We start from the raw sequence: 18,190 nt of genomic DNA on the forward strand, positions 1-18,190 counted from the left end.
AGGCTTAGTTTAAGTCTCTTTTTTTGTTAGTAGTATATTGTTTTTTCAAATATGTAAGATTTTACATTAGCATGAGACTTTTACTTATTATGTAAGTAGGCTATACTAAAATACATATATTTTGAAATTGGAGCGAATAAAGACGACATGGAATTAGTGAAGTTAGAAAAAATAATTGAATTGAAAAAAGAAGAATTATTGAATCTAGTCTCAAATTATGGACTTCAACATGAAAAAGTAATAGCACTCAGCCAAGAAATTGACAAATTAATAAACTGGTTTATGTTTTTAAAATAGAAAGAACTATGACGTGAGTTGAATATGTTATAGTTCTTTTTTATTCATATATATTGTCTAATTTCTTACAGAATGCGCAAGCTGCTAGTCGACTATGATAATTTTTGGTTATAATAATAAAGGAATTATTAATTGTATCGGTTAGGGGCGCAGCAAATATGAAAACAGTCGTTGTCATCGGTGGAGGTATTACTGGACTTTCTACTATGTTTTATTTAGAAAAATTAAAGAAGGATTATAATATAGATTTAAATTTAATCCTTATTGAGAAAGAAGAGTATTTAGGTGGTAAAATCCACAGTGTGGAAGAAAATGATTTTATTATGGAATCTGGAGCAGATTCTATTGTAGCTCGTAATGAACATGTTTTGCCGCTTGTAAAAGATTTAAATTTAGAAAATGAAATGGTATATAACGAAACAGGTATTTCTTACATATACTCTGATAACATATTACATCCAATTCCTGCTGACACTATATTTGGGATTCCTATGAGTGTTGAATCATTATTTAGCAGTACGCTAGTCTCAAAAAAAGGGAAAATCGTTGCTTTAAAAGATTTTATTACGAAAAATAAGGAGTTTACAAAGGATACATCACTTGCTGTATTTTTAGAAAGCTTTTTAGGGAAAGAATTAGTGGAAAGACAAGTTGCACCTGTGCTTTCAGGTGTATATTCTGGTAAATTGAATGAGCTTACAATGGCATCTACGTTACCATATTTACTTGAGTATAAAAATAAATATGGAAGTATTATTAAAGGTTTTGAAGAGAATAAAAAACAATTTCAGTCAGCAGGAAATAAAAAGTTTGTATCATTTAAAAGTGGACTATCTACGATTATTAATCGCTTAGAAGAAGTGCTGACGGAGACTGTCATTAATAAAGGTGCTGTAACAACAGTGATAAGTAAAAAAGGGGATCGGTATGAGGTTTCTTTTGCAAATCATGAGACAATACAAGCTGATTATGTCGTTTTAGCAGCTCCACATGATATCGCACAAACGTTATTACAGTCTAATGAGTTAAATGAGCATTTTAATAAATTTAAAAATTCATCGCTTATAAGTATTTACTTAGGTTTTGACATACTAGATGAACAACTACCGGCTGACGGCACAGGTTTTATCGTAACGGAAAACAGTGATTTACATTGTGATGCTTGCACATGGACAAGCAGGAAGTGGAAACATACATCTGGTAAACAAAAGCTATTAGTAAGAATGTTTTATAAGAGCACTAATCCAGTATATGAAACGATCAAAAGTTATAGTGAAGAAGAATTAGTACGAGTTGCTTTATATGATATTGAAAAGAGCCTCGGAATTAAAGGTGAACCGGAAGTAATTGAAGTTACAAATTGGAAAGATTTAATGCCGAAATATCATTTAGAACATAATCAAGCTGTTCAATCATTACAAGAAAAATTGGCCATGCTTTATCCTAATGTATACTTAGCTGGTGCTTCATATTACGGTGTAGGAATTGGTGCTTGTATTGGAAACGGAAAGAATACTGCCAATGAAATAATTACGACATTGAATGAACAGTCAAAATAATAATATTGAATACATATGTAAATAAAATGTCCCTCCAACATAATGGAGGGACATTTTATTTGTAATTATTTAACATTAATTGCAATCTTTTTATGATTGGCTTTATTCTCTTTAATAGTTAATGTTATTTTTCCAGATTCTTCAAATGAATACGGTGAGAGCCGATAAAGTTCTTTAATACTATGTTTTTCTTTTAATTTATTTGTAGGAATTAATGTTATATTAGGCTTCCATGTTTCCTGTTTGCCTGAAGGGTAGTCTACTATTATTTCTGGATTATTTAATTGTATTGTTTCCCAAGAGACAAAATACAGTTCAACTTCTGCATCTTTTTTTAGTAATTTTTCTGAGAAATAACCAAACTCACCGACATTACCAAAAACAGTGAAATTTTGATTTTGCAATTTAATATCTAAATATCTAGGTTGATATGTTGCTGCGTGATACATTCCGTATGAAAGAGAGAGTGTGGCAGCGATTAATATACCAACTGAAAATGTCTTAAAGCTATTTCCTTTAAAACTTGTCATCATAAATGAGTTTGGTGTGAATTTTTTTGCGAATAAAAAAATGAGTAAAATGAGCAAGAGGGATAAGCCAATGAAAATATACATAAAGTTTAAGCACCTCCGTAAGAAATATTTACTGTTTTTCTATATTTTAACATGAGAGGGTGTAAATTAGGGGTGGTTTTTAGAGGGGAATTAATAAATACAACGAAGTTATATATTATTAATAGGATAAACATCGCTAGAAATATTTGATTTGTGGGACATTAAGGACTTTCCTAATTATAAATACTTTTTCTGCTATAATAAATGAGTAGAGAGAAAGGAGTGATCCTATGGTATTTCCTATGTTAGAAACAGAACGCTTGCGCTTAGTTGAAATAGAACAATCTTATTGTCAAAAAATATATGAAATATTCTCATTAGATGAGGTAACGTGTTATTATGGTATGAATTCTTTTACTGAGTTTGGACAAGCTTCACGTATGATTGAATCTTTTTCAAAAAATTACTTTGAGAAAAAGGCAATGCGTTGGGGGATTGTATTAAAAGACACAAATAATTTAGTAGGAACAATTGGATTAAATAATTTACAACTTTGGAGTAAACGCTCAGAGATTGGATATGATTTGCATCCTCGTTATTGGGGGAATGGTTATGCTTCTGAAGCTGCTCGAGAAATTATTACTTATGGATTTCGAGATTTAGGCTTATTTAGAATTGGAGCTATTACATATCCTGAAAATATAACTTCGTGTAATATGTTATCTAAATTAGGTTTTCAACAAGAAGGGCTGTTACGTGGATACATTCATCAAGGAAATAAACAACACGATGCATTAATGTATTCTATTGTACGAACAGATGTAGAGGATATTCATTATTAATAAAAAAGCCCTTCTTATTTAAAATAAGAGGGGCTTGTAAAAATCAACCTATTTTAGGTAATAAACGTTCTCCGCTTTTCATACTACTTTTACATAAAGGGCATTTAGGCTCTTCTTCAAATGAAAAGTTCTTTCTCATCCATCCTAAACAATCCTCTGATTCACATTCCCAAACAGGGGTTTGTTCTGGTGGTACTTCTGCTACATCGTTCTTTCGATTGCGATACATGTAACCACTCCTTTTATGTAAAAATTTTTAGTTATATATTAAAAAGGTTGTTAACCGAGCTGGTAACAACCTTTTTATTGATTGAATTATAGCTTTACAACGTTTTTAGCTTGAGGTCCACGGTTACCGTCTTCAACTTCGAAGCTAACTTCTTGACCTTCGTCAAGAGATTTGAAGCCGTCGCCAGTGATAGCTGAGAAGTGAACGAATACGTCGCTACCGTCTGCAACTTCGATGAAACCGAAACCTTTTTCGCTGTTAAACCATTTTACTTTACCTGTTAATGTCATGGTAATGCCTCCTAAAATTTAAAAAGATTACAATATGATCGGCCTTATTCGATTGAAAATAAAAGTTCACATATTATCAAAAATCCATAAGGAGTACAAAACATTCCTGATTGATACTTGATAATATGCAAAGAAAGTATAGTGCTAAATTGACCTTAATTACTATCTTACAACAAATGGTGGGAAATAGCAAGTGCTGGTAATACCAGTGAATGAATTGGGTGATACTGGTAAAAGGCACGAAGACATCTCTTTTATTTATATATTATTCCTAATCTGAATTTATTCCAAACAGAAATCATTTATTTTAATAAATATGTTTAAGGGAAATGATATATATTTCAAGAATACAGATGATTACAATAATAAGGAGGATAGAATATTGCTAAATAAACAATTTAAAATAATTGAAGCAGCAAAAGAAGGAAGAAGAAAAGTTCATCCTATTTTCGCTGTTATACTTGCAATTGTATTTTTAACTTTAGGTGAATTTTTCATGTTGTTTATGCTGTTTTTACCGAAAGCAGATACATCATTTGTAAAGGCAATTTATAGTAATATTGAGATGATATTAACGTTTGGTGGGGCTATATTTTTTATTTTTTTATGGATTAGGTTTGTAGAGAAAAGGTCATTTTCATCCATTGTTTTTTGGAAAGTGCAATGGATGAGAAAGTATTTGAGAGGTGCGTTAATAGGATTTATCTTCATTTCAATACCAGTAATTGTACTTGTATTAACAGGTATTGTAAAACTACAAATGCAACAAATTACGGCAACCGCCATATTTGGTATTGTAGGATCTTTAATTGCTTTTTTAATACAAGGTGCAACGGAAGAAATTATTGTACGAGGCTGGTTGTTTCCAGTTATTTCTGTTAGAAGTCGTATATGGGTTGGGATTATAGTGACGTCCTTTTTATTTGGTTTTCTTCATTTACTTAATCCAGGTATTACAATTCTTTCAATATCGAATATAATATTAGTTGGTGTATTTGCAGCTTTTTACGTATTAAAGGACAGTAGTCTTTGGGGGATTTGTGCATGGCATTCCATTTGGAATTGGGCACAATATAATGTCTATGGTTTTGCAGTTAGTGGCATGACGATATATTCAACACCACTATTTAAACCTGTAACAAATGGGTCAGAAGTGCTTCAGGGAGGCTCATTTGGTATTGAAGGTAGTATCATTACAACAATAATGCTTTCTATCGCTTCAATCGTTTTATGGAAACAGTTATGGGGGCGAAAAGTGAAACAACGAGATATTAGCTAATGAAAGAGGGAGAAAATATGGGGATTATAGCGTTTGAGGGAGCGAGTGCTGTTGGTAAGAGTAGCACATGTCGTGAACTAGAAAAAAATTATGGTGCATACATTATACCTGAAGTGAATTTTTTATTTGAAAGACCGAAAAATGAACATAATACATGGTATTTTGAAAAACAAGTAGAGCGCTGGAATATAGCAGTGCAGAAGTCGCAGCAATATGAAATTGTAATACTTGATGGTGATATTTATCAGCCACTTAGTTATAATTGGTGTTTCCATTTTGATATATTTAATCAGCCGTTATCTTTAATAGAAAACTTTTATAAAGAAAAACTGATCAATAAGGAAATTGGTTTTCCCGATCAATATTTTTATTTATATACGAATGATGAAGAGCTTAGAAAACGGAAAGAATCTGATGAGACGAAAAAAAGAAGGAACTTTGAAAAACATTTACATATATCAAAATCGTTTCAACGTTATTATGAAAATCTCAATACCGTCACAGATGGTTACTGTAATTTGATTGAAGCGAAAAGTGTAAAGTCGAATGAATTAGAAATTGTGAAAAGTTTAAACAGCTTGAACGTGTGTGAAAAAAGACGGTTTGATGTTTCGAGGTTAGAAGCTATTACGAAGTGGTTAAAAGAGAGTCGTGCATAAAAAACAACGAGTGCCTTATAAGGTACTCGTTGTTTTTTTATGCATATTGAATATGTGAGTTTATATATTGTTGTAAGTTTGATTTTTCATTTTTCTTAATAGTATTTGTATATTTAGGTAGAAAGAGTTGAGAAGGAGAAACTGGTAGTTCACTACAAACATCGATACCATAAACAGAATTATTCATAGTGAGAGAATGAATACATTTTAAAAGTGTAGATAGTTTCATCAAAGTTTGAAGATGTTAAACCATCATACAATAAGCTCATATTTATGCAGCTACTATAAATTATTAGGCTAGCATATATTTTTATAAATTTAAAACGAAATGCTTAGAGTGGAATTAGCATTTGAAAAAGACTGCACTTTTTGACGGAATAATCTTTCAATTTATAAAGAAAAGAAATACAATATAAGGAAATGCATATATGATTCAGGAAATAGAAAATATGTAATAAATGAAAATGTATCCCGCTATTTGCGGGAAATAAGACTCGAAATTCAGCTGTGACAAAAAATTAGGCGGAGGTCTACTACCCGTAAAAGCTCGATTGGTTCAACAAATAATCGATGCTTCGAGTTATAACTTGTGAAGGAGGAATAAATATAAGCATGAAAAAGATTATTATTTCAGATCTTGATGGGACTTTATTAAGAAGTGATAAAACAATTTCAGAGAAATCTATTAATATTTTGAGGGAATGTAAAAATAATGGAGACGAATTGATTTTTGCTACGGCAAGGCCTCCAAGAGCTATAAATCAGTATATTCCCAACGTGTTAAAGAATGAGATTATCATTTGTTATAATGGAGCTCTAGTTCTTAAAGGTAATGATATTTTATATGAAATGAAGATTTCTAAAAATGATATTTTAGGAATCATAGAAATAGCAAAAAAGTATAATCTTCATCAGATTTGTCTTGAAATAAATGATAAGCTGTACTCAAATTTTGATGTTACTGATTATTTTGGTAATGTGCCGTGTGAAGTCATGGATATAAGAGAATTAAACTTTGAAAAAGCCTCTAAAGTAATTGTTTGTACTAATGGCTCAATAAATAAGGAGTTCACTAAGGAGTTGCCTGATGAGTGCAAGGCAGTCATTACAGATAACGGAACATTGTGTCAAATTATGCATACGGATGTTTCAAAATGGAATAGTATTCAGCATGTTCTACAGCACTTAAATCGAGATGTATCTGAAGTAATTGCATTTGGAGATGACTACAATGATATGGAAATGATAGAGAAGTGTGGGATTGGCGTAGCGATGAGCAATGCTGTTGAAGAATTAAAATCCGTCGCTAAATTTATTGCCAAAAGTAATGATGAGGATGGAGTTGCTACATTTCTGGAAAGTAATAGTTATATTTATGTTAATTAGTATGGAAAAATGAATCGCAGCAAGTTGCGAAAAAAGAGAAGCTACATCTGTTTTTGATAAATAGATATTATGAAAAGGGAAATATGGGAGGAAATAGGCAAGATGAAAACATTATTTAAAATAATAGGAATTATAGCTGGTATGGCAGTAATTGGAGTAGGTTTAACATATGGTATGCTGTATTATTTAAATAATAGTAAACCAGCTGCGAAAAAGACAACACCAGCAGCCCCCGCAATAGAAGTGCTAGCTGATAGTAATGTAAAAGCCGAAGATGCAAAGATGTTAGAAAACGGGAATTATTCATTGCCGAATAGTGGTTTTAATAAAAATTTCAAATGGACAGATGAGAACATACAGACAGCATTACATGAAATGGCACATCAAAAAGCGAAAGCAGATCAAAAATGGGGATATATCTTTATTACACAAGAACGTATTGAAAGTTTACTTGAAATTATAAATAGTAATGATGTTGCACAAAAAAGTACATATGTGGATATTTTAGAACGATGGAAACAAGGAAAATATGAAAAGGTTGATGTGGACCACAACAAGATTTGGAAATTACAAAGTGGGAATTTAGGAGAAGGGAAAGGAGTAATGTCAGAAAAGGAGCAAAAAGAATTAATTAATCAAGTTTTTATACAAAAAGGTACATATTCAGGTAGTAAATTAATTGCAGGTGGGGGACAAACTAATAAATAAGGTACATATTGATTTTGAAACACCTGTATTGTTATGAACACAAATGTTTTAACAAAAATGAGTAATTGCTTTTTAGAGCAGTTACTCATTTTTGTAATTACTCGCTTACTTTTCTATTCTCTCTAATAATGTAAGAAACGATTGTAAAACTGGTGATATCCATCTAGATTTATGATAGATTACGTGGCTTTGAATGACTGCTGGAGTTTCGATGGGCTGAAAACAGAGTTGCTCTTTTTGACAACTTTCTTGTACAACGATGTAAGGGAGAATTGAAATTCCTAACTCACACATCACAGATTGTTTAATGACTTCAACATTGGAAGTTTCGAATGTTTTAGCGGGAATATTCCCGCTTTGACGTAAAAAACGATCTACCATCGGTCTATAGCCGCAGCTTTGTTCAGTAAATATAAATTGAGTATTTTGTAATAAAAGGAGTGGATCAGTGTTTGAAGGGAAATGAGCAGGGAAAATCCATCCAAATGTTTCATTACATAAATTACACGTAATAAAATCATTATGCTCTATACTTTCTCCAATTATGAAGATAACATCGGTTTCTCCTTCATGTAGTTTTTTCAATGCTTGCCCATTGGTATTTGTCTCAAGTACGATATTTACTTTCGGATTTTCCTGTTTGTAAGTACGTAATAATTGTGGTAATCGATACACTGCCAATGATTCATTAGATGTAATAGTTAATGTTCCTTCTAAATGGTCACTGTTTTGAGGGATTTCTTGCGCTTTATCATAAATAGTAAGTAATTCTAATGCGTACGGATGAAATTGATGACCTGCTTTTGTAAGAAGTATTTTTTTTCCTAATCGATCGAATAGAGGAATGTTTAAATCGCTCTCTAATGATTTAATATGAGCTGTTACAGTAGATTGCACATAACCTAATGCATGAGCAGCTTTAGAAAAGTTGCCATATTTAACAATGGCACAAAATGTTTTAACATGTCTCATTTCCATAAGCGATACCTCTTTTATTATCATGATTTGTGAATGATTATATCATGTATTTCAATTTTTCAAATCATTAAATTTCTTTTAAAATTAAGTTGTGGAGAAATTTATTCAAGTGAAATTGGAGGAGAAAAAATGAGTGAAAAGAGCTATCATGTAGCTGTAGTTGGGGCTACAGGTGCAGTAGGGCAAAAAATTATTGCATTGTTAGATAGAGAAACGAAATTTAATATAGAAGAAATTACATTACTCTCGTCAAAACGATCTGCTGGTAAGGCAGTAAAATTTAAAGGCAGGGAGATTAAAATACAAGAGGCAAAATCAACTAGTTTTGAAGGTGTAGACATTGCATTTTTTAGTGCTGGAGAAGAAATTTCTAGACAATATGTAAATCATGCAGTTTCTAGTGGTGCAATTGTAATTGACAACACAAGTGAATACCGAATGGCACACGATGTACCACTCGTCGTTCCAGAAGTAAATGCACATACTTTAAGGAAACATAACGGGATCATTGCAGTTCCGAATTGCTCAGCACTACAGATGGTAACAGCTCTTCAACCTATTCGGAAATCATTTGGTATAGAACGAATTATTGTTTCAACGTATCAAGCCGTATCAGGATCAGGAATTCATGCGATTCATGAATTAAAAGAACAGGCTAAGTCAATGCTTACAGGTGAAGAAGTGAAGAGTACTATATTACCAGCGAAAAAAGATAAAAAACATTATCCAATTGCATTTAATGTTTTGCCGCAAGTGGATATATTTACAGACAACGATTTCACATTCGAAGAAGTAAAGATGATTCAAGAGACGAAGAAAATTTTAGAAGATCCAAATCTGAAAATGGCAGCTACTTGCGTCAGAGTTCCAGTTGTATCGGGGCATTCTGAATCGGTTTATATTGAACTTGAAAAAGAAGCGACCGTTGCAGAAATTAAAGAAGTACTACTGAATGCACCAGGTGTTATTTTACAAGATAATCCTAGTGAACAAATTTATCCAACGCCATTATATGCAGAGGGTAAAAGAGATACATTTGTAGGTAGAATACGCAAAGATCCGGATACGCCAAAAGGATTCCATCTTTGGATTGTTTCTGATAATTTATTAAAAGGTGCGGCTTGGAACTCAGTTCAAATCACAGAGACATTGGTGGAAAAGGGGATTATTTAGTATAAATTTATATAAACATTGAAAATAGGAGGATATATGGGAAACCGTTAATTATAATGGTTTCCCATTTTTTACTTAATGAGTATTCTCCTAACTTCAATTTGAATTTAATTTAAGTTAGTTTTTATAGTGTTTTTATAAATATCAATTTTATTTGCTGAGAATTTTAAAAATCTAGGCTCTCCATTAATTGTGAGATAAATATTAATTGAGATTGGCATCTCAACCTTTTTCACTACATCTTCTATAGAAAAATACTCATTTTCTTTTTCGTTATAAAAAACAATGGAACTATAATTAATACCTCGTTATTTTCAATATCAATACTACACATCATAGGGAATTTCTCATCATTATGTATTATTAATTCGCCAGTACTATTGAACCGTTTGATTCTTCTGTGAAATTTATAGTTTCCACTGGTTTTACCCACTTTTCATCGCACTCTTCATTTTCCTCTTCATCTATTGCCCATTCCCATATCGGGTTTTGTTTCAAGTCTTCAATAGTCAATTCATCAACTGGTTTGCTTTTATTCATATACAATTACTCCCTTTATCATAATAAATGGATGATTAAAAAAATTCTTTCTTCAACTGAACAATATGGCCATTTGCATCCCTTTGAAATACAAGTTTTCGCGTTTTCATAATTAGTTGAACGCCAATAAACAGGTTCAATGTAGAGTTTATTCCATTTGATATTATTTTAACTGGTTTCGAAATACTGTGCTCATCCTAATAACTTCTCAAACACTTGTTCTTACGGTGATTTTAACAATGTTTTGAGTAGGTATCAAATAGTTATTAACTGACCTGATTGAAAAGAAAAAAGGATCGTTAATGTATGTGGAAAAGAGCGAAAAACATCAAGAATGAACAAGAAAATTTTAGTATAATATGGATATATTCAATGTGAGGGGGAATTTAATGTGTATCAAATAAAGGGGTATTTTTCGTCACTAAAAGGAAATCATTATGAAATTGGTAAGCAACAAGGAGAATTCGTAAAGAAACATCCATATCTTATTCCACAATTTATACAGCAAGAAAATTTAATATGGGATAATCATTGGACAGAATCTAGAAATGTACTAAAACAATATTGTCCAGGAATTAATGAAGAAATTGAAGGCTTTTGCGAAGTATTGAAAATTCCTTCAAGGAATATGATGTATTATTATCAGACACTATTAAAAGCAGGTTGTAGTCATTGTGCAGTATTACCTAAAAAAACTGATTTAAAGCATACATATGTATTAAGAAATTTTGATTTATCACCCAAAATAGATGATATGCGTTTTTGTTCGACGCATGTTGAAGGTGCATATGCACATAGTGGTTTTTCTACTCAATATTTTGGCCGAACAGAAGGAGTTAATGAGCATGGGTTATCTATTACATTTTCAGCATGTGGTCAACCTGTAGGGAATATTGAAGGTTTAAGAAAACCGATGGTAAATGGTTTGCAATGTTTTGCGGTAATTCGAGTAATATTGGAGAAATGTAGAAATACGCATGAAGCTACATCTTTAATAAAAGAAATGCCTATAGCAAGTAATATTAATATAATTGTAGCGGATCCTTTAAACGCAGCACATATTGAAATATTTGACGGGCATAAATCAATAACAACAATTAATGAGGAAAGTCAAGCTTTTACCGTATCAACAAACCATGCAGTCAGTTCACCTATTCAGAAATTAAATAATAGGAAATTAGAACAATCTACAAAAAGATATCACATTTTACATGAGCATTTAAATCGAAATGAACAGGTGAGCATGGAATCTTTAAAAGGATTGGTAGAAGAAGAATATCCTATTGGGGTGACGGTGCATAATTATGAAGAGTGGTTTGGGACTTTGCATTCTGTATTAATTGATTTACAGGATCGTACATTGAATATTTGCTTCGGATCGCCACTTTTAAACGAGTGGTACTCATTGAAAGTTGGAGAAAGCCTTCCGTTTTCCGAAGTGAATGTGAACTTTAAAAATAAAACTTATGCTGACTTTTGGAGAGAAGAGAAAAATGAAATGACTCCTAAAGATTAAAAAGGAATAAGATGGTAAAATGAAGGGAGTGAAAATAGACAGGAGGGGTTGATATTGCTACAAGCCATGTTACCATTTGTTCTTATCTTATTTTTAGTCGTTTCGATGTATATAACTTATCAAAAAAGAAAAAAAGCAGGGATAAAAGGATTAAAAAGTGCATTAACTTCTATTTGTTGCTTTTTAATTGCAATCTTAAATTTGTTTGCATATTGGTTTCGTTTTGGCGGTATTTTTACTTGGCTAGTCTCAATTGTATTGTTGCTAGTAGGGGCATATTTTACAAAATATATTCCAATCTCAAAAAAGGTACACTAAAATTATATGAGTTTATATGTAATGTTTTATTTCAATGTGCTATAGATGCCTTTAAATCAATGCTTTTGAGCATTTCGATATGTGTTTGCAAACATTTTGCAAACACATATTAAAATATACTCTTCGTGAATGTTTTCGCTGCATCTTCTTGCATATTGGGTAAGACATGAGAATATACCCTTAAAGTTAAAGAGATATCAAATGCCAATGACAGAATTCATGAAGTTTGCAAAGTGCGAGAACGAAGATTTTTTTGACATCAAGCAGATGTACAGCGCGGAAAAAGCTTTCAAGAAAATGTAGAACCACGGAAATCTACATTTTGCTTACATGGGTATACGAGTAAATGTAGCTGGCAAGTGGGGTACGATCGTTGGAAACTAGAAAACTAATTTGTTCGATGGGGAAATAGAAGCGTACAACTGCCACCCTTATTGGGAAATTGCTTACTTCGATGAAGAAGGCAATGTGGTTCATAGCTGTCAAAAGGGAGAGTATGCGATATAAGTAAAAAAGGACGAGCAGTCGTACCTACTGTCCTTTATAGGAGAAAAATTATTCTGGACTAGAACTACGAATAACCAGAAAACGCGCTTTTAACCAGTGTTGTCAAAGATGTAATAATCTATGCAACAAAAAAGCTTAGTCGGAATTCAAAACACCAAAATGGCTTGCATTGGTAAACAGGCTCAAAAGTAGTATATGCAAAATGAAAAATTCCATACAAAAAGCAGACAACAATTTTGGTTGTCTGCCAGTGAGTCGAATGAGTTAGCTAATTGTGATAAATTGCTTTCCCATTACAAGAAGAGTGAAGCTGCTAGTTCAAACAGCTTGTAGGTAGTCTTTTCGATATTTTAAAAAATATACAGAGAAAGCAGATAAGTGACGAATCTACCTGCTTCTGCTGTAACAAAAGAAAGAAGTATTAGCCGTGGATACGGCGGCTTGAAAATAGTATGTATTGGTTTTGGAAAAATATTCAAGTAGTGAAGGGGAATGGGGACAAATTTGAGGGCTATTCACTCGAACAGCTTCGTACCCGTCACAGTCGTTATCCTATTGTGACGGGTATCTGACTTATATTATTGAGGGAACGGGACGGAAGGCTGCCACGGTATTGTTGCAGGAATCCAGACGGACCTGCGCGCTTACCCCAGCATTCGCGAGCTGCGTCACGGCATTCAAGATAGCAGACTTTCTGCCAGATTTGACGGCTACGTTATAGTTCACGACTAGGGGACGAACTGGGTCCTGAGGAGGAAATCGATTGAGAAATGATTGATGATAGGTTGTTCTTAACGTGACGTTCGCTGTCAACGTGATACCTTCTATAGTAATGCCAGTCAGCGTTGTCCCGTTAAATGAGGTGAGTTTGACTGTAAGCATGTAACGGTTTTGCATATTTATTTTTCCTTTATTATTAGACTTAATTTATTTTATTCTTGTCTAACAATTTAGTGTAGACACTTGCATCATAATAAATTGAAAGATATATAAGATTATATTTTGATAAGGCGTGGAGATTAAAAAAAGGCAGTTGAACAAAAACGTTATTTGAATAAAAGCTAGTGGACTAGTTTTTAACACTCACTGAAATTAATACTCATAATATACTTTGTAATAACTTATATGGAAGTGAGTTGAATACTAATGTTTTATTCATATTTTGATACCCGAGATAGAATGCGTCCGTATGGTACGGCGGGTATTACGTATAGTGGAGCGCAAAGTACAATTCAAGCTGTTCAACAAGCGTTACAAGCACAGCAGCAAATGCAACAAATACAGCAAGGTATACAACCGTACTATTCATCTATGGAGTATTATTATCCAATGCATCATATTACACCATACGGAATTTCTGTTTCAACAATTCCATATGGAACTGTATACAATTTATAAAAATATGCGAGGGAATAAATTTGAGTATTTATATAAGGGCGCAAGTACAGAGCGCCCTTATAAGAAATGATTCGTATCTGATGAATTAATATTCAATTAAATGTGTAATTAAAATTAATATAAAAATTTTATTTTGTATGTATTTGAAACACGAAAAGAGCACTTAATAAAGTGCTCTCATGACGAGATCATTCACTCAAAAGAAAGGAATACACCATATCATACGAAAATATTTTGAAATGCTCTTGGGCAAATTAATTATTATTTATAAAAAAAGCAGCTAGCAAAAGCTAACTGCTCGGATATGATGGGGATTAATGGAAGAACAGAGAAATATGATTAGTGTCTCTCTGTTTTTTATATTATCCGCAAATAAATCCGGTTGCTATACCAGTTGGAGCAACACCTACTGGGACCGTATCAATAACCGTATTTGTAGCAGTATTGATGACAGAAACAGTATTACTAGCTTGGTTTGTAACATAGGCGCGAGTGCCATCTGGTATGATAGTTACTTGGTCTGGTGATAGTGCAACCGGAATGGTATCGATGACGGTGTTTGTCAACGTACTTATTACAGATACATTATTACTTACTTTATTTACAACGTAAATACGAGCTCCATCCGGTGTAATAGCTATACCAACAGGTTCGGTACCTACGTTAATTGTATCAATAACGGAATTTGTAGCGGTGTTAATAACAGAAACAGTATTGCTGTTTTGATTTGTGACATAAGCACGAGTCCCATCTAGTGTGAAGACGATTATCCTAGGTCGAATACCGACATTAATGGTACCAACAACTGTGTTGGTAGCAGTAGCGATAACAGAAATTGTATTACTTAATTCGTTTGCAACATACGCAAAGGTCCCATTTGGAGAAACAGTAATTCCTTGCGGAGCGATTCCGACATTAATGGTACCAACAACTGTGTTGGTAGCAGCGTTAATAACAGAAACTGTATTATTACCATGATTTCCAACATAAACAGTTGTGTTATTTGGAGAAACAGCTACACCAATTGGATTAGTTCCAACAGGGATGGTAGCGATAACTGTATTAGTGGCAGTATCAATAACGGAAACGGTATTAGAAAAAATATTAGTAACATAAGCACGAGTCCCATTTGGTGAAACTGTTACTTCGAGAGGTGCATTATCTACAGTGATTGTATCGACTACTGTATTTGTTCCGGTGTTAATTACAGATACTGTATCATCTGCAGGATCATCAATGGCTCCTGCGTTTGTAGCATAAACAAGGAAATTACATCCAGGTCCCGTCGGTCCAGTTGGCCCCGGTGGGCAATCACAATCTCCCGATGGCCCAGTAGGTCCCGGTGGTCCTGCAGGCCCTTGAATACCTTGCACGCCTTGAGGTCCAGTAGGCCCTTCGGGCCCTTCAGTTCCTTGAATGCCCTGCACGCCTTGAGGTCCAGTAGGTCCTTCAGGTCCTGCAGGCCCTTCAGACCCTTGAATGCCTTGCACACCTTGAGGTCCAGTAGGTCCTGGTGGACCAGGAACTCCTGTTCCTGTCCCTGAACCAGTAGGTCCTGGTGGTCCTTGAATGCCTTGAATACCTTGCACACCTTGAGGTCCAGTAGGTCCAGTAGGCCCTTCAGGCCCTTCGGTTCCTTGAATGCCTTGCACGCCTTGAGGTCCAGTAGGCCCTTCAGGCCCTTCAGTTCCTTGAATACCTTGCACGCCTTGAGGTCCAGTAGGCCCTTCAGGTCCCGTAGGTCCCGTCGTTCCAGTAATGTTTAATAGTGAACTATTCAAGACTCCTTGTAAAATTAAGCTAAATGTCTGCTGCAACAAGGGGTCCGATATATTTGAACAACTAATAAGCGAAGACAAGTTTTGGAATAGAAATTGGAACAATGCTGAGATTTGAGTGAGAGATGCAGTAGGTAAGGAATTGATTAATTGGTTTATAGTTCGTAAAACTAAATTTCTATTTGGTGTATTTGGTTGTACTGCTATTAATAAATCATTTAATGCCTGTAATGTTATTTGGAGTATATGTCTAGTTGTAGGATTTGGTGTTGTGAAGAAAGAAAGAATAGCTTGGTTTAATTGGTTTATTATTTGCAATAATTCTTGTTGTTGAGAATTTGAGAAAAAAACAGGTGTACAACAATTACTTTGATTACAAGGGGATACAGAAATAAAGCAGGGGAGCTGAAACTTATCACACGAATTTGGTGAGTTGGACTTATTATTATATCTCATAAATAACTCCTCTAAAAAATTTTAAATGTTAGGTATGTCTTGATAATCTATATTAGCAACTGAGTTTAAAGTATTTATGGTTATATGTTTAATATGAAATGTTCAGAAATGTTTCTTCTTTCAAAGTATATGTGAATAAAGTGAAGATGCTCTTATTTTACATGTAATCATAGGCATAGAAAATATTATGACATATGATTTTATTAATATGACGCGCATTCCATATAACGGGCATCTGATTTGAATTTTTTTCAGCCTCTTAATACATTTAAGAGACTGGATTGTTTAGTGGAAATAAAACTTAATAAAATAATCCTTTATAAGTAAGTAGATCGAACGGAGGGGAACCGTATCGTACAAATCAATTGTATTTTTTTGGAAACGCAGATGAAAAAGAGATGCGAAGACTTGTGATGAAGGAGCTGAAAAACTACAAAGCATTGTGCGTTCAGATGAAAAATCAAGAAGAACAGGCTCAAGCGGGGGCATCGTTCTTTTTTCTAAAATGAAAAGTGACGATAAGAATCATATAGAAGAGAGCAACCATGTCCGTGTGATAAGGGGAAATATATTGAAATTATGAAGGTGTATGCAATAGAAGAAATATAAAAAAGTGCTAACATGTATGCGGAATAGACATAAAACATCGCTGATATGCCATTCATAAAAATAGATTTTTCTTAGCAGAAATCACTAATTATAAATACTTATAAAATTAGCTCTAATATAGCAGATATTGAAGCGAAGAAAAATAAAGATGGGATTGCTTATTGGAAATACGAAGATGACCAAACAAAATTATGGAATATACGACTATAGAACTAGAAAATGACGACATAAATCTAAATGTTATTGTTTAAATTCATATTTTATAATTTCCATTTATCCCGCTATTTGTGGGCAGTAAAATTCCCACCTCAAAATTCGACTGGAGCAAAGAAGTTAGGTGGGAGTCGGGCTAATAATCAGTGGGGGATGAACAAAATCCCCACTGATTAAAGTGTCACTTTATAAAAATGAGCCCATAGTAAAAATAACCTAAAAATAGGCATATGAACAAGGTGCATCCTCTAGTGATAGGTCATATTTTGTTGGTGTACGTATTGAACTTAGTTTATCCCGCTATTTGTGGGCAGTAAAACTCCCACCTCAAAATTCGACGAGCAAAGAAGTTAGGTGGGAGTCAGGCTACCTGTAAACGCCCTACTGGGGCGGGCTAATAATCAGTGGGGGATGAACACTCCCCACTGATTAAAGTGTCACTTTATAGCGCTATTTCTACTTAGATTTAACGAACAGAAATATAGGAAAGCATCGATGGGGTTGTAGTTTATAAACGGAGGTCATGAAAATGAATAAGTTTCAACAAGAACTACAAGCGTTAAGCCTTAATGATTATCAGTCTGGAAATATTGTGTATTGGGACCAGCAAAACCAATATCCATATTACTATATTACAGATGATGCTCGTCGCTGTGGCGGTTGTGGTCGTTGTGGCGGTTGTGGCGGTGGTCGTTGTGGTGGTTGTGGCGGTGGTCGTTGTGGTGGATTCCGTTGTTTTGGTTGCTTCGGTTGCTTTAGTTGTTTTGGCTGTGGTGGTTGCTCTAATTGCTCTAATTGCTCTAATTGTTTTGATGGTTTTAATGGTACTACTGTAACATTTGAATATTGATAAGAGACAAAAAGGAATCCATTTTGAAAAAAGATTAATCGAAACGGATTC

17 protein-coding genes and 3 pseudogenes are annotated in these 18,190 nt (G+C 33.6%); 12 read left to right on the top strand and 8 right to left on the bottom strand.

The window, feature by feature from the left end:
* Positions 1–147 precede the first annotated feature (147 nt).
* Together ABH959_RS04505 and ABH959_RS04510 are read left to right on the top strand one after the other, a co-directional pair.
* Positions 148–297 (top strand): aspartyl-phosphate phosphatase Spo0E family protein, encoded by a 150-nt coding sequence (locus ABH959_RS04505; RefSeq protein ID WP_002012842.1) that lies wholly within the window; start codon positions 148–150, stop codon positions 295–297.
* Between the two features lie 158 nt (positions 298–455).
* Positions 456–1,856, top strand: coding sequence for a protoporphyrinogen oxidase (locus ABH959_RS04510; RefSeq protein ID WP_113936531.1), 1,401 nt, complete (start codon positions 456–458; stop codon positions 1,854–1,856).
* Positions 1,857–1,921: 65 nt separating this feature from the next.
* Here the strand turns inward: ABH959_RS04510 and ABH959_RS04515 are convergent, their stop codons facing one another.
* Positions 1,922–2,470, bottom strand: a complete 549-nt coding sequence (locus ABH959_RS04515) for a hypothetical protein (protein ID WP_404492314.1) — start codon at positions 2,468–2,470, stop codon at positions 1,922–1,924.
* A gap of 230 nt (positions 2,471–2,700) precedes the next feature.
* Here ABH959_RS04515 and ABH959_RS04520 point away from each other — a divergent pair, with 230 nt between their 5' ends.
* Complete coding sequence (locus ABH959_RS04520) at positions 2,701–3,252, top strand: GNAT family N-acetyltransferase (protein WP_002031946.1); 552 nt, start codon at positions 2,701–2,703, stop codon at positions 3,250–3,252.
* Between the two features lie 43 nt (positions 3,253–3,295).
* On the opposite strand, the gene ABH959_RS04525 is transcribed toward ABH959_RS04520, so the two are convergent.
* Both ABH959_RS04525 and cspD read right to left on the bottom strand, forming a co-directional pair.
* Entirely contained in the window at positions 3,296–3,481 is a 186-nt protein-coding gene (locus ABH959_RS04525) for a cold-shock protein (RefSeq protein WP_000286202.1), read from the bottom strand.
* Positions 3,482–3,567: 86 nt separating this feature from the next.
* Positions 3,568–3,771, bottom strand: a complete 204-nt coding sequence (cspD, locus tag ABH959_RS04530; RefSeq protein ID WP_002012849.1) for a cold-shock protein CspD — start codon at positions 3,769–3,771, stop codon at positions 3,568–3,570.
* Between the two features lie 382 nt (positions 3,772–4,153).
* Here cspD and ABH959_RS04535 point away from each other — a divergent pair, with 382 nt between their 5' ends.
* On the top strand, positions 4,154–5,050 hold the full coding sequence (locus ABH959_RS04535) for a CPBP family intramembrane glutamic endopeptidase (protein ID WP_404492315.1): 897 nt from the start codon (positions 4,154–4,156) through the stop codon (positions 5,048–5,050).
* A gap of 17 nt (positions 5,051–5,067) precedes the next feature.
* On the top strand, positions 5,068–5,709 hold the full coding sequence (locus ABH959_RS04540) for a DEAD/DEAH box helicase family protein (protein WP_113936558.1): 642 nt from the start codon (positions 5,068–5,070) through the stop codon (positions 5,707–5,709).
* A 37-nt stretch (positions 5,710–5,746) separates the two neighbouring features.
* Here ABH959_RS04540 and ABH959_RS04545 read toward each other — a convergent pair.
* Positions 5,747–5,938: pseudogene (locus ABH959_RS04545) on the bottom strand (hypothetical protein); the annotation flags it as partial.
* A 383-nt stretch (positions 5,939–6,321) separates the two neighbouring features.
* Here ABH959_RS04545 and ABH959_RS04550 point away from each other — a divergent pair.
* Together ABH959_RS04550 and ABH959_RS04555 are read left to right on the top strand one after the other, a co-directional pair.
* Positions 6,322–7,095 (top strand): Cof-type HAD-IIB family hydrolase, encoded by a 774-nt coding sequence (locus ABH959_RS04550; protein WP_016126914.1) that lies wholly within the window; start codon positions 6,322–6,324, stop codon positions 7,093–7,095.
* Between the two features lie 102 nt (positions 7,096–7,197).
* Positions 7,198–7,803: a PRK06770 family protein gene (locus tag ABH959_RS04555; RefSeq protein WP_113936529.1), complete on the top strand. Its 606-nt coding sequence runs from the start codon at positions 7,198–7,200 to the stop codon at positions 7,801–7,803.
* A 105-nt stretch (positions 7,804–7,908) separates the two neighbouring features.
* Here ABH959_RS04555 and ABH959_RS04560 read toward each other — a convergent pair whose 3' ends face one another.
* The gene (locus ABH959_RS04560) at positions 7,909–8,781 is read right to left on the bottom strand and encodes a LysR family transcriptional regulator (protein WP_113734464.1); all 873 of its coding nucleotides are present in this window, start codon (positions 8,779–8,781) and stop codon (positions 7,909–7,911) included.
* A 129-nt stretch (positions 8,782–8,910) separates the two neighbouring features.
* Here ABH959_RS04560 and ABH959_RS04565 point away from each other — a divergent pair, with 129 nt between their 5' ends.
* Positions 8,911–9,954 (top strand): aspartate-semialdehyde dehydrogenase, encoded by a 1,044-nt coding sequence (locus tag ABH959_RS04565; RefSeq protein WP_113936528.1) that lies wholly within the window; start codon positions 8,911–8,913, stop codon positions 9,952–9,954.
* A 107-nt stretch (positions 9,955–10,061) separates the two neighbouring features.
* On the opposite strand, the pseudogene ABH959_RS04570 reads toward ABH959_RS04565, so the two are convergent.
* A pseudogene (locus tag ABH959_RS04570) lies at positions 10,062–10,494 on the bottom strand (hypothetical protein).
* Between the two features lie 391 nt (positions 10,495–10,885).
* Here ABH959_RS04570 and ABH959_RS04575 point away from each other — a divergent pair.
* Positions 10,886–12,010 carry a C45 family autoproteolytic acyltransferase/hydrolase gene (locus tag ABH959_RS04575; RefSeq protein WP_088032974.1) on the top strand — a complete coding sequence of 375 codons (1,125 nt, stop codon included), beginning with the start codon at positions 10,886–10,888 and terminating at the stop codon, positions 12,008–12,010.
* A gap of 54 nt (positions 12,011–12,064) precedes the next feature.
* On the top strand, positions 12,065–12,328 hold the full coding sequence (locus ABH959_RS04580) for a hypothetical protein (protein ID WP_113936527.1): 264 nt from the start codon (positions 12,065–12,067) through the stop codon (positions 12,326–12,328).
* 109 nt (positions 12,329–12,437) lie between these two features.
* On the opposite strand, the pseudogene ABH959_RS04585 reads toward ABH959_RS04580, so the two are convergent.
* Positions 12,438–12,532 (bottom strand): annotated as a pseudogene (locus ABH959_RS04585) (tyrosine-type recombinase/integrase); the annotation flags it as partial.
* Positions 12,533–13,981: 1,449 nt separating this feature from the next.
* On the opposite strand from ABH959_RS04585, the gene ABH959_RS04590 reads away from it, so the two are divergent.
* Positions 13,982–14,233, top strand: a complete 252-nt coding sequence (locus ABH959_RS04590) for a DUF3947 family protein (protein WP_002136277.1) — start codon at positions 13,982–13,984, stop codon at positions 14,231–14,233.
* 362 nt (positions 14,234–14,595) lie between these two features.
* On the opposite strand, the gene ABH959_RS04595 is transcribed toward ABH959_RS04590, so the two are convergent.
* Positions 14,596–16,467 carry a YVTN family beta-propeller repeat protein gene (locus ABH959_RS04595; RefSeq protein WP_404492316.1) on the bottom strand — a complete coding sequence of 624 codons (1,872 nt, stop codon included), beginning with the start codon at positions 16,465–16,467 and terminating at the stop codon, positions 14,596–14,598.
* Positions 16,468–17,818: 1,351 nt separating this feature from the next.
* Between ABH959_RS04595 and ABH959_RS04600 the strand changes: the two genes are divergently transcribed.
* Positions 17,819–18,139 (top strand): heterocycloanthracin/sonorensin family bacteriocin, encoded by a 321-nt coding sequence (locus tag ABH959_RS04600; RefSeq protein WP_404492317.1) that lies wholly within the window; start codon positions 17,819–17,821, stop codon positions 18,137–18,139.
* Positions 18,140–18,190 lie beyond the last annotated feature (51 nt).

The sequence above is a fragment of the Bacillus sp. RC51 genome (assembly GCF_044908115.1).
Taxonomy (GTDB): Bacteria; Bacillota; Bacilli; order Bacillales; family Bacillaceae_G; genus Bacillus_A; species Bacillus_A mycoides.

Excerpts from the sequence above, each read along its gene's own strand:
- cspD (WP_002012849.1), bottom strand. The coding sequence starts at position 3,771 with ATGACATTAACAGGTAAAGTAAAATGGTTTAACAGCGAAAAAGGTTTC.
- ABH959_RS04525 (WP_000286202.1), bottom strand. The coding sequence starts at position 3,481 with ATGTATCGCAATCGAAAGAACGATGTAGCAGAAGTACCACCAGAACAA.
- ABH959_RS04510 (WP_113936531.1), top strand. The coding sequence starts at position 456 with ATGAAAACAGTCGTTGTCATCGGTGGAGGTATTACTGGACTTTCTACT.
- ABH959_RS04520 (WP_002031946.1), top strand. The coding sequence starts at position 2,701 with ATGGTATTTCCTATGTTAGAAACAGAACGCTTGCGCTTAGTTGAAATA.
- ABH959_RS04590 (WP_002136277.1), top strand. The coding sequence starts at position 13,982 with ATGTTTTATTCATATTTTGATACCCGAGATAGAATGCGTCCGTATGGT.
- ABH959_RS04540 (WP_113936558.1), top strand. The coding sequence starts at position 5,068 with ATGGGGATTATAGCGTTTGAGGGAGCGAGTGCTGTTGGTAAGAGTAGC.
- ABH959_RS04505 (WP_002012842.1), top strand. The coding sequence starts at position 148 with ATGGAATTAGTGAAGTTAGAAAAAATAATTGAATTGAAAAAAGAAGAA.
- ABH959_RS04595 (WP_404492316.1), bottom strand. The coding sequence starts at position 16,467 with ATGAGATATAATAATAAGTCCAACTCACCAAATTCGTGTGATAAGTTT.
- ABH959_RS04560 (WP_113734464.1), bottom strand. The coding sequence starts at position 8,781 with ATGGAAATGAGACATGTTAAAACATTTTGTGCCATTGTTAAATATGGC.
- ABH959_RS04515 (WP_404492314.1), bottom strand. The coding sequence starts at position 2,470 with ATGTATATTTTCATTGGCTTATCCCTCTTGCTCATTTTACTCATTTTT.
- ABH959_RS04555 (WP_113936529.1), top strand. The coding sequence starts at position 7,198 with ATGAAAACATTATTTAAAATAATAGGAATTATAGCTGGTATGGCAGTA.
- ABH959_RS04550 (WP_016126914.1), top strand. The coding sequence starts at position 6,322 with ATGAAAAAGATTATTATTTCAGATCTTGATGGGACTTTATTAAGAAGT.
- ABH959_RS04600 (WP_404492317.1), top strand. The coding sequence starts at position 17,819 with ATGAATAAGTTTCAACAAGAACTACAAGCGTTAAGCCTTAATGATTAT.
- ABH959_RS04565 (WP_113936528.1), top strand. The coding sequence starts at position 8,911 with ATGAGTGAAAAGAGCTATCATGTAGCTGTAGTTGGGGCTACAGGTGCA.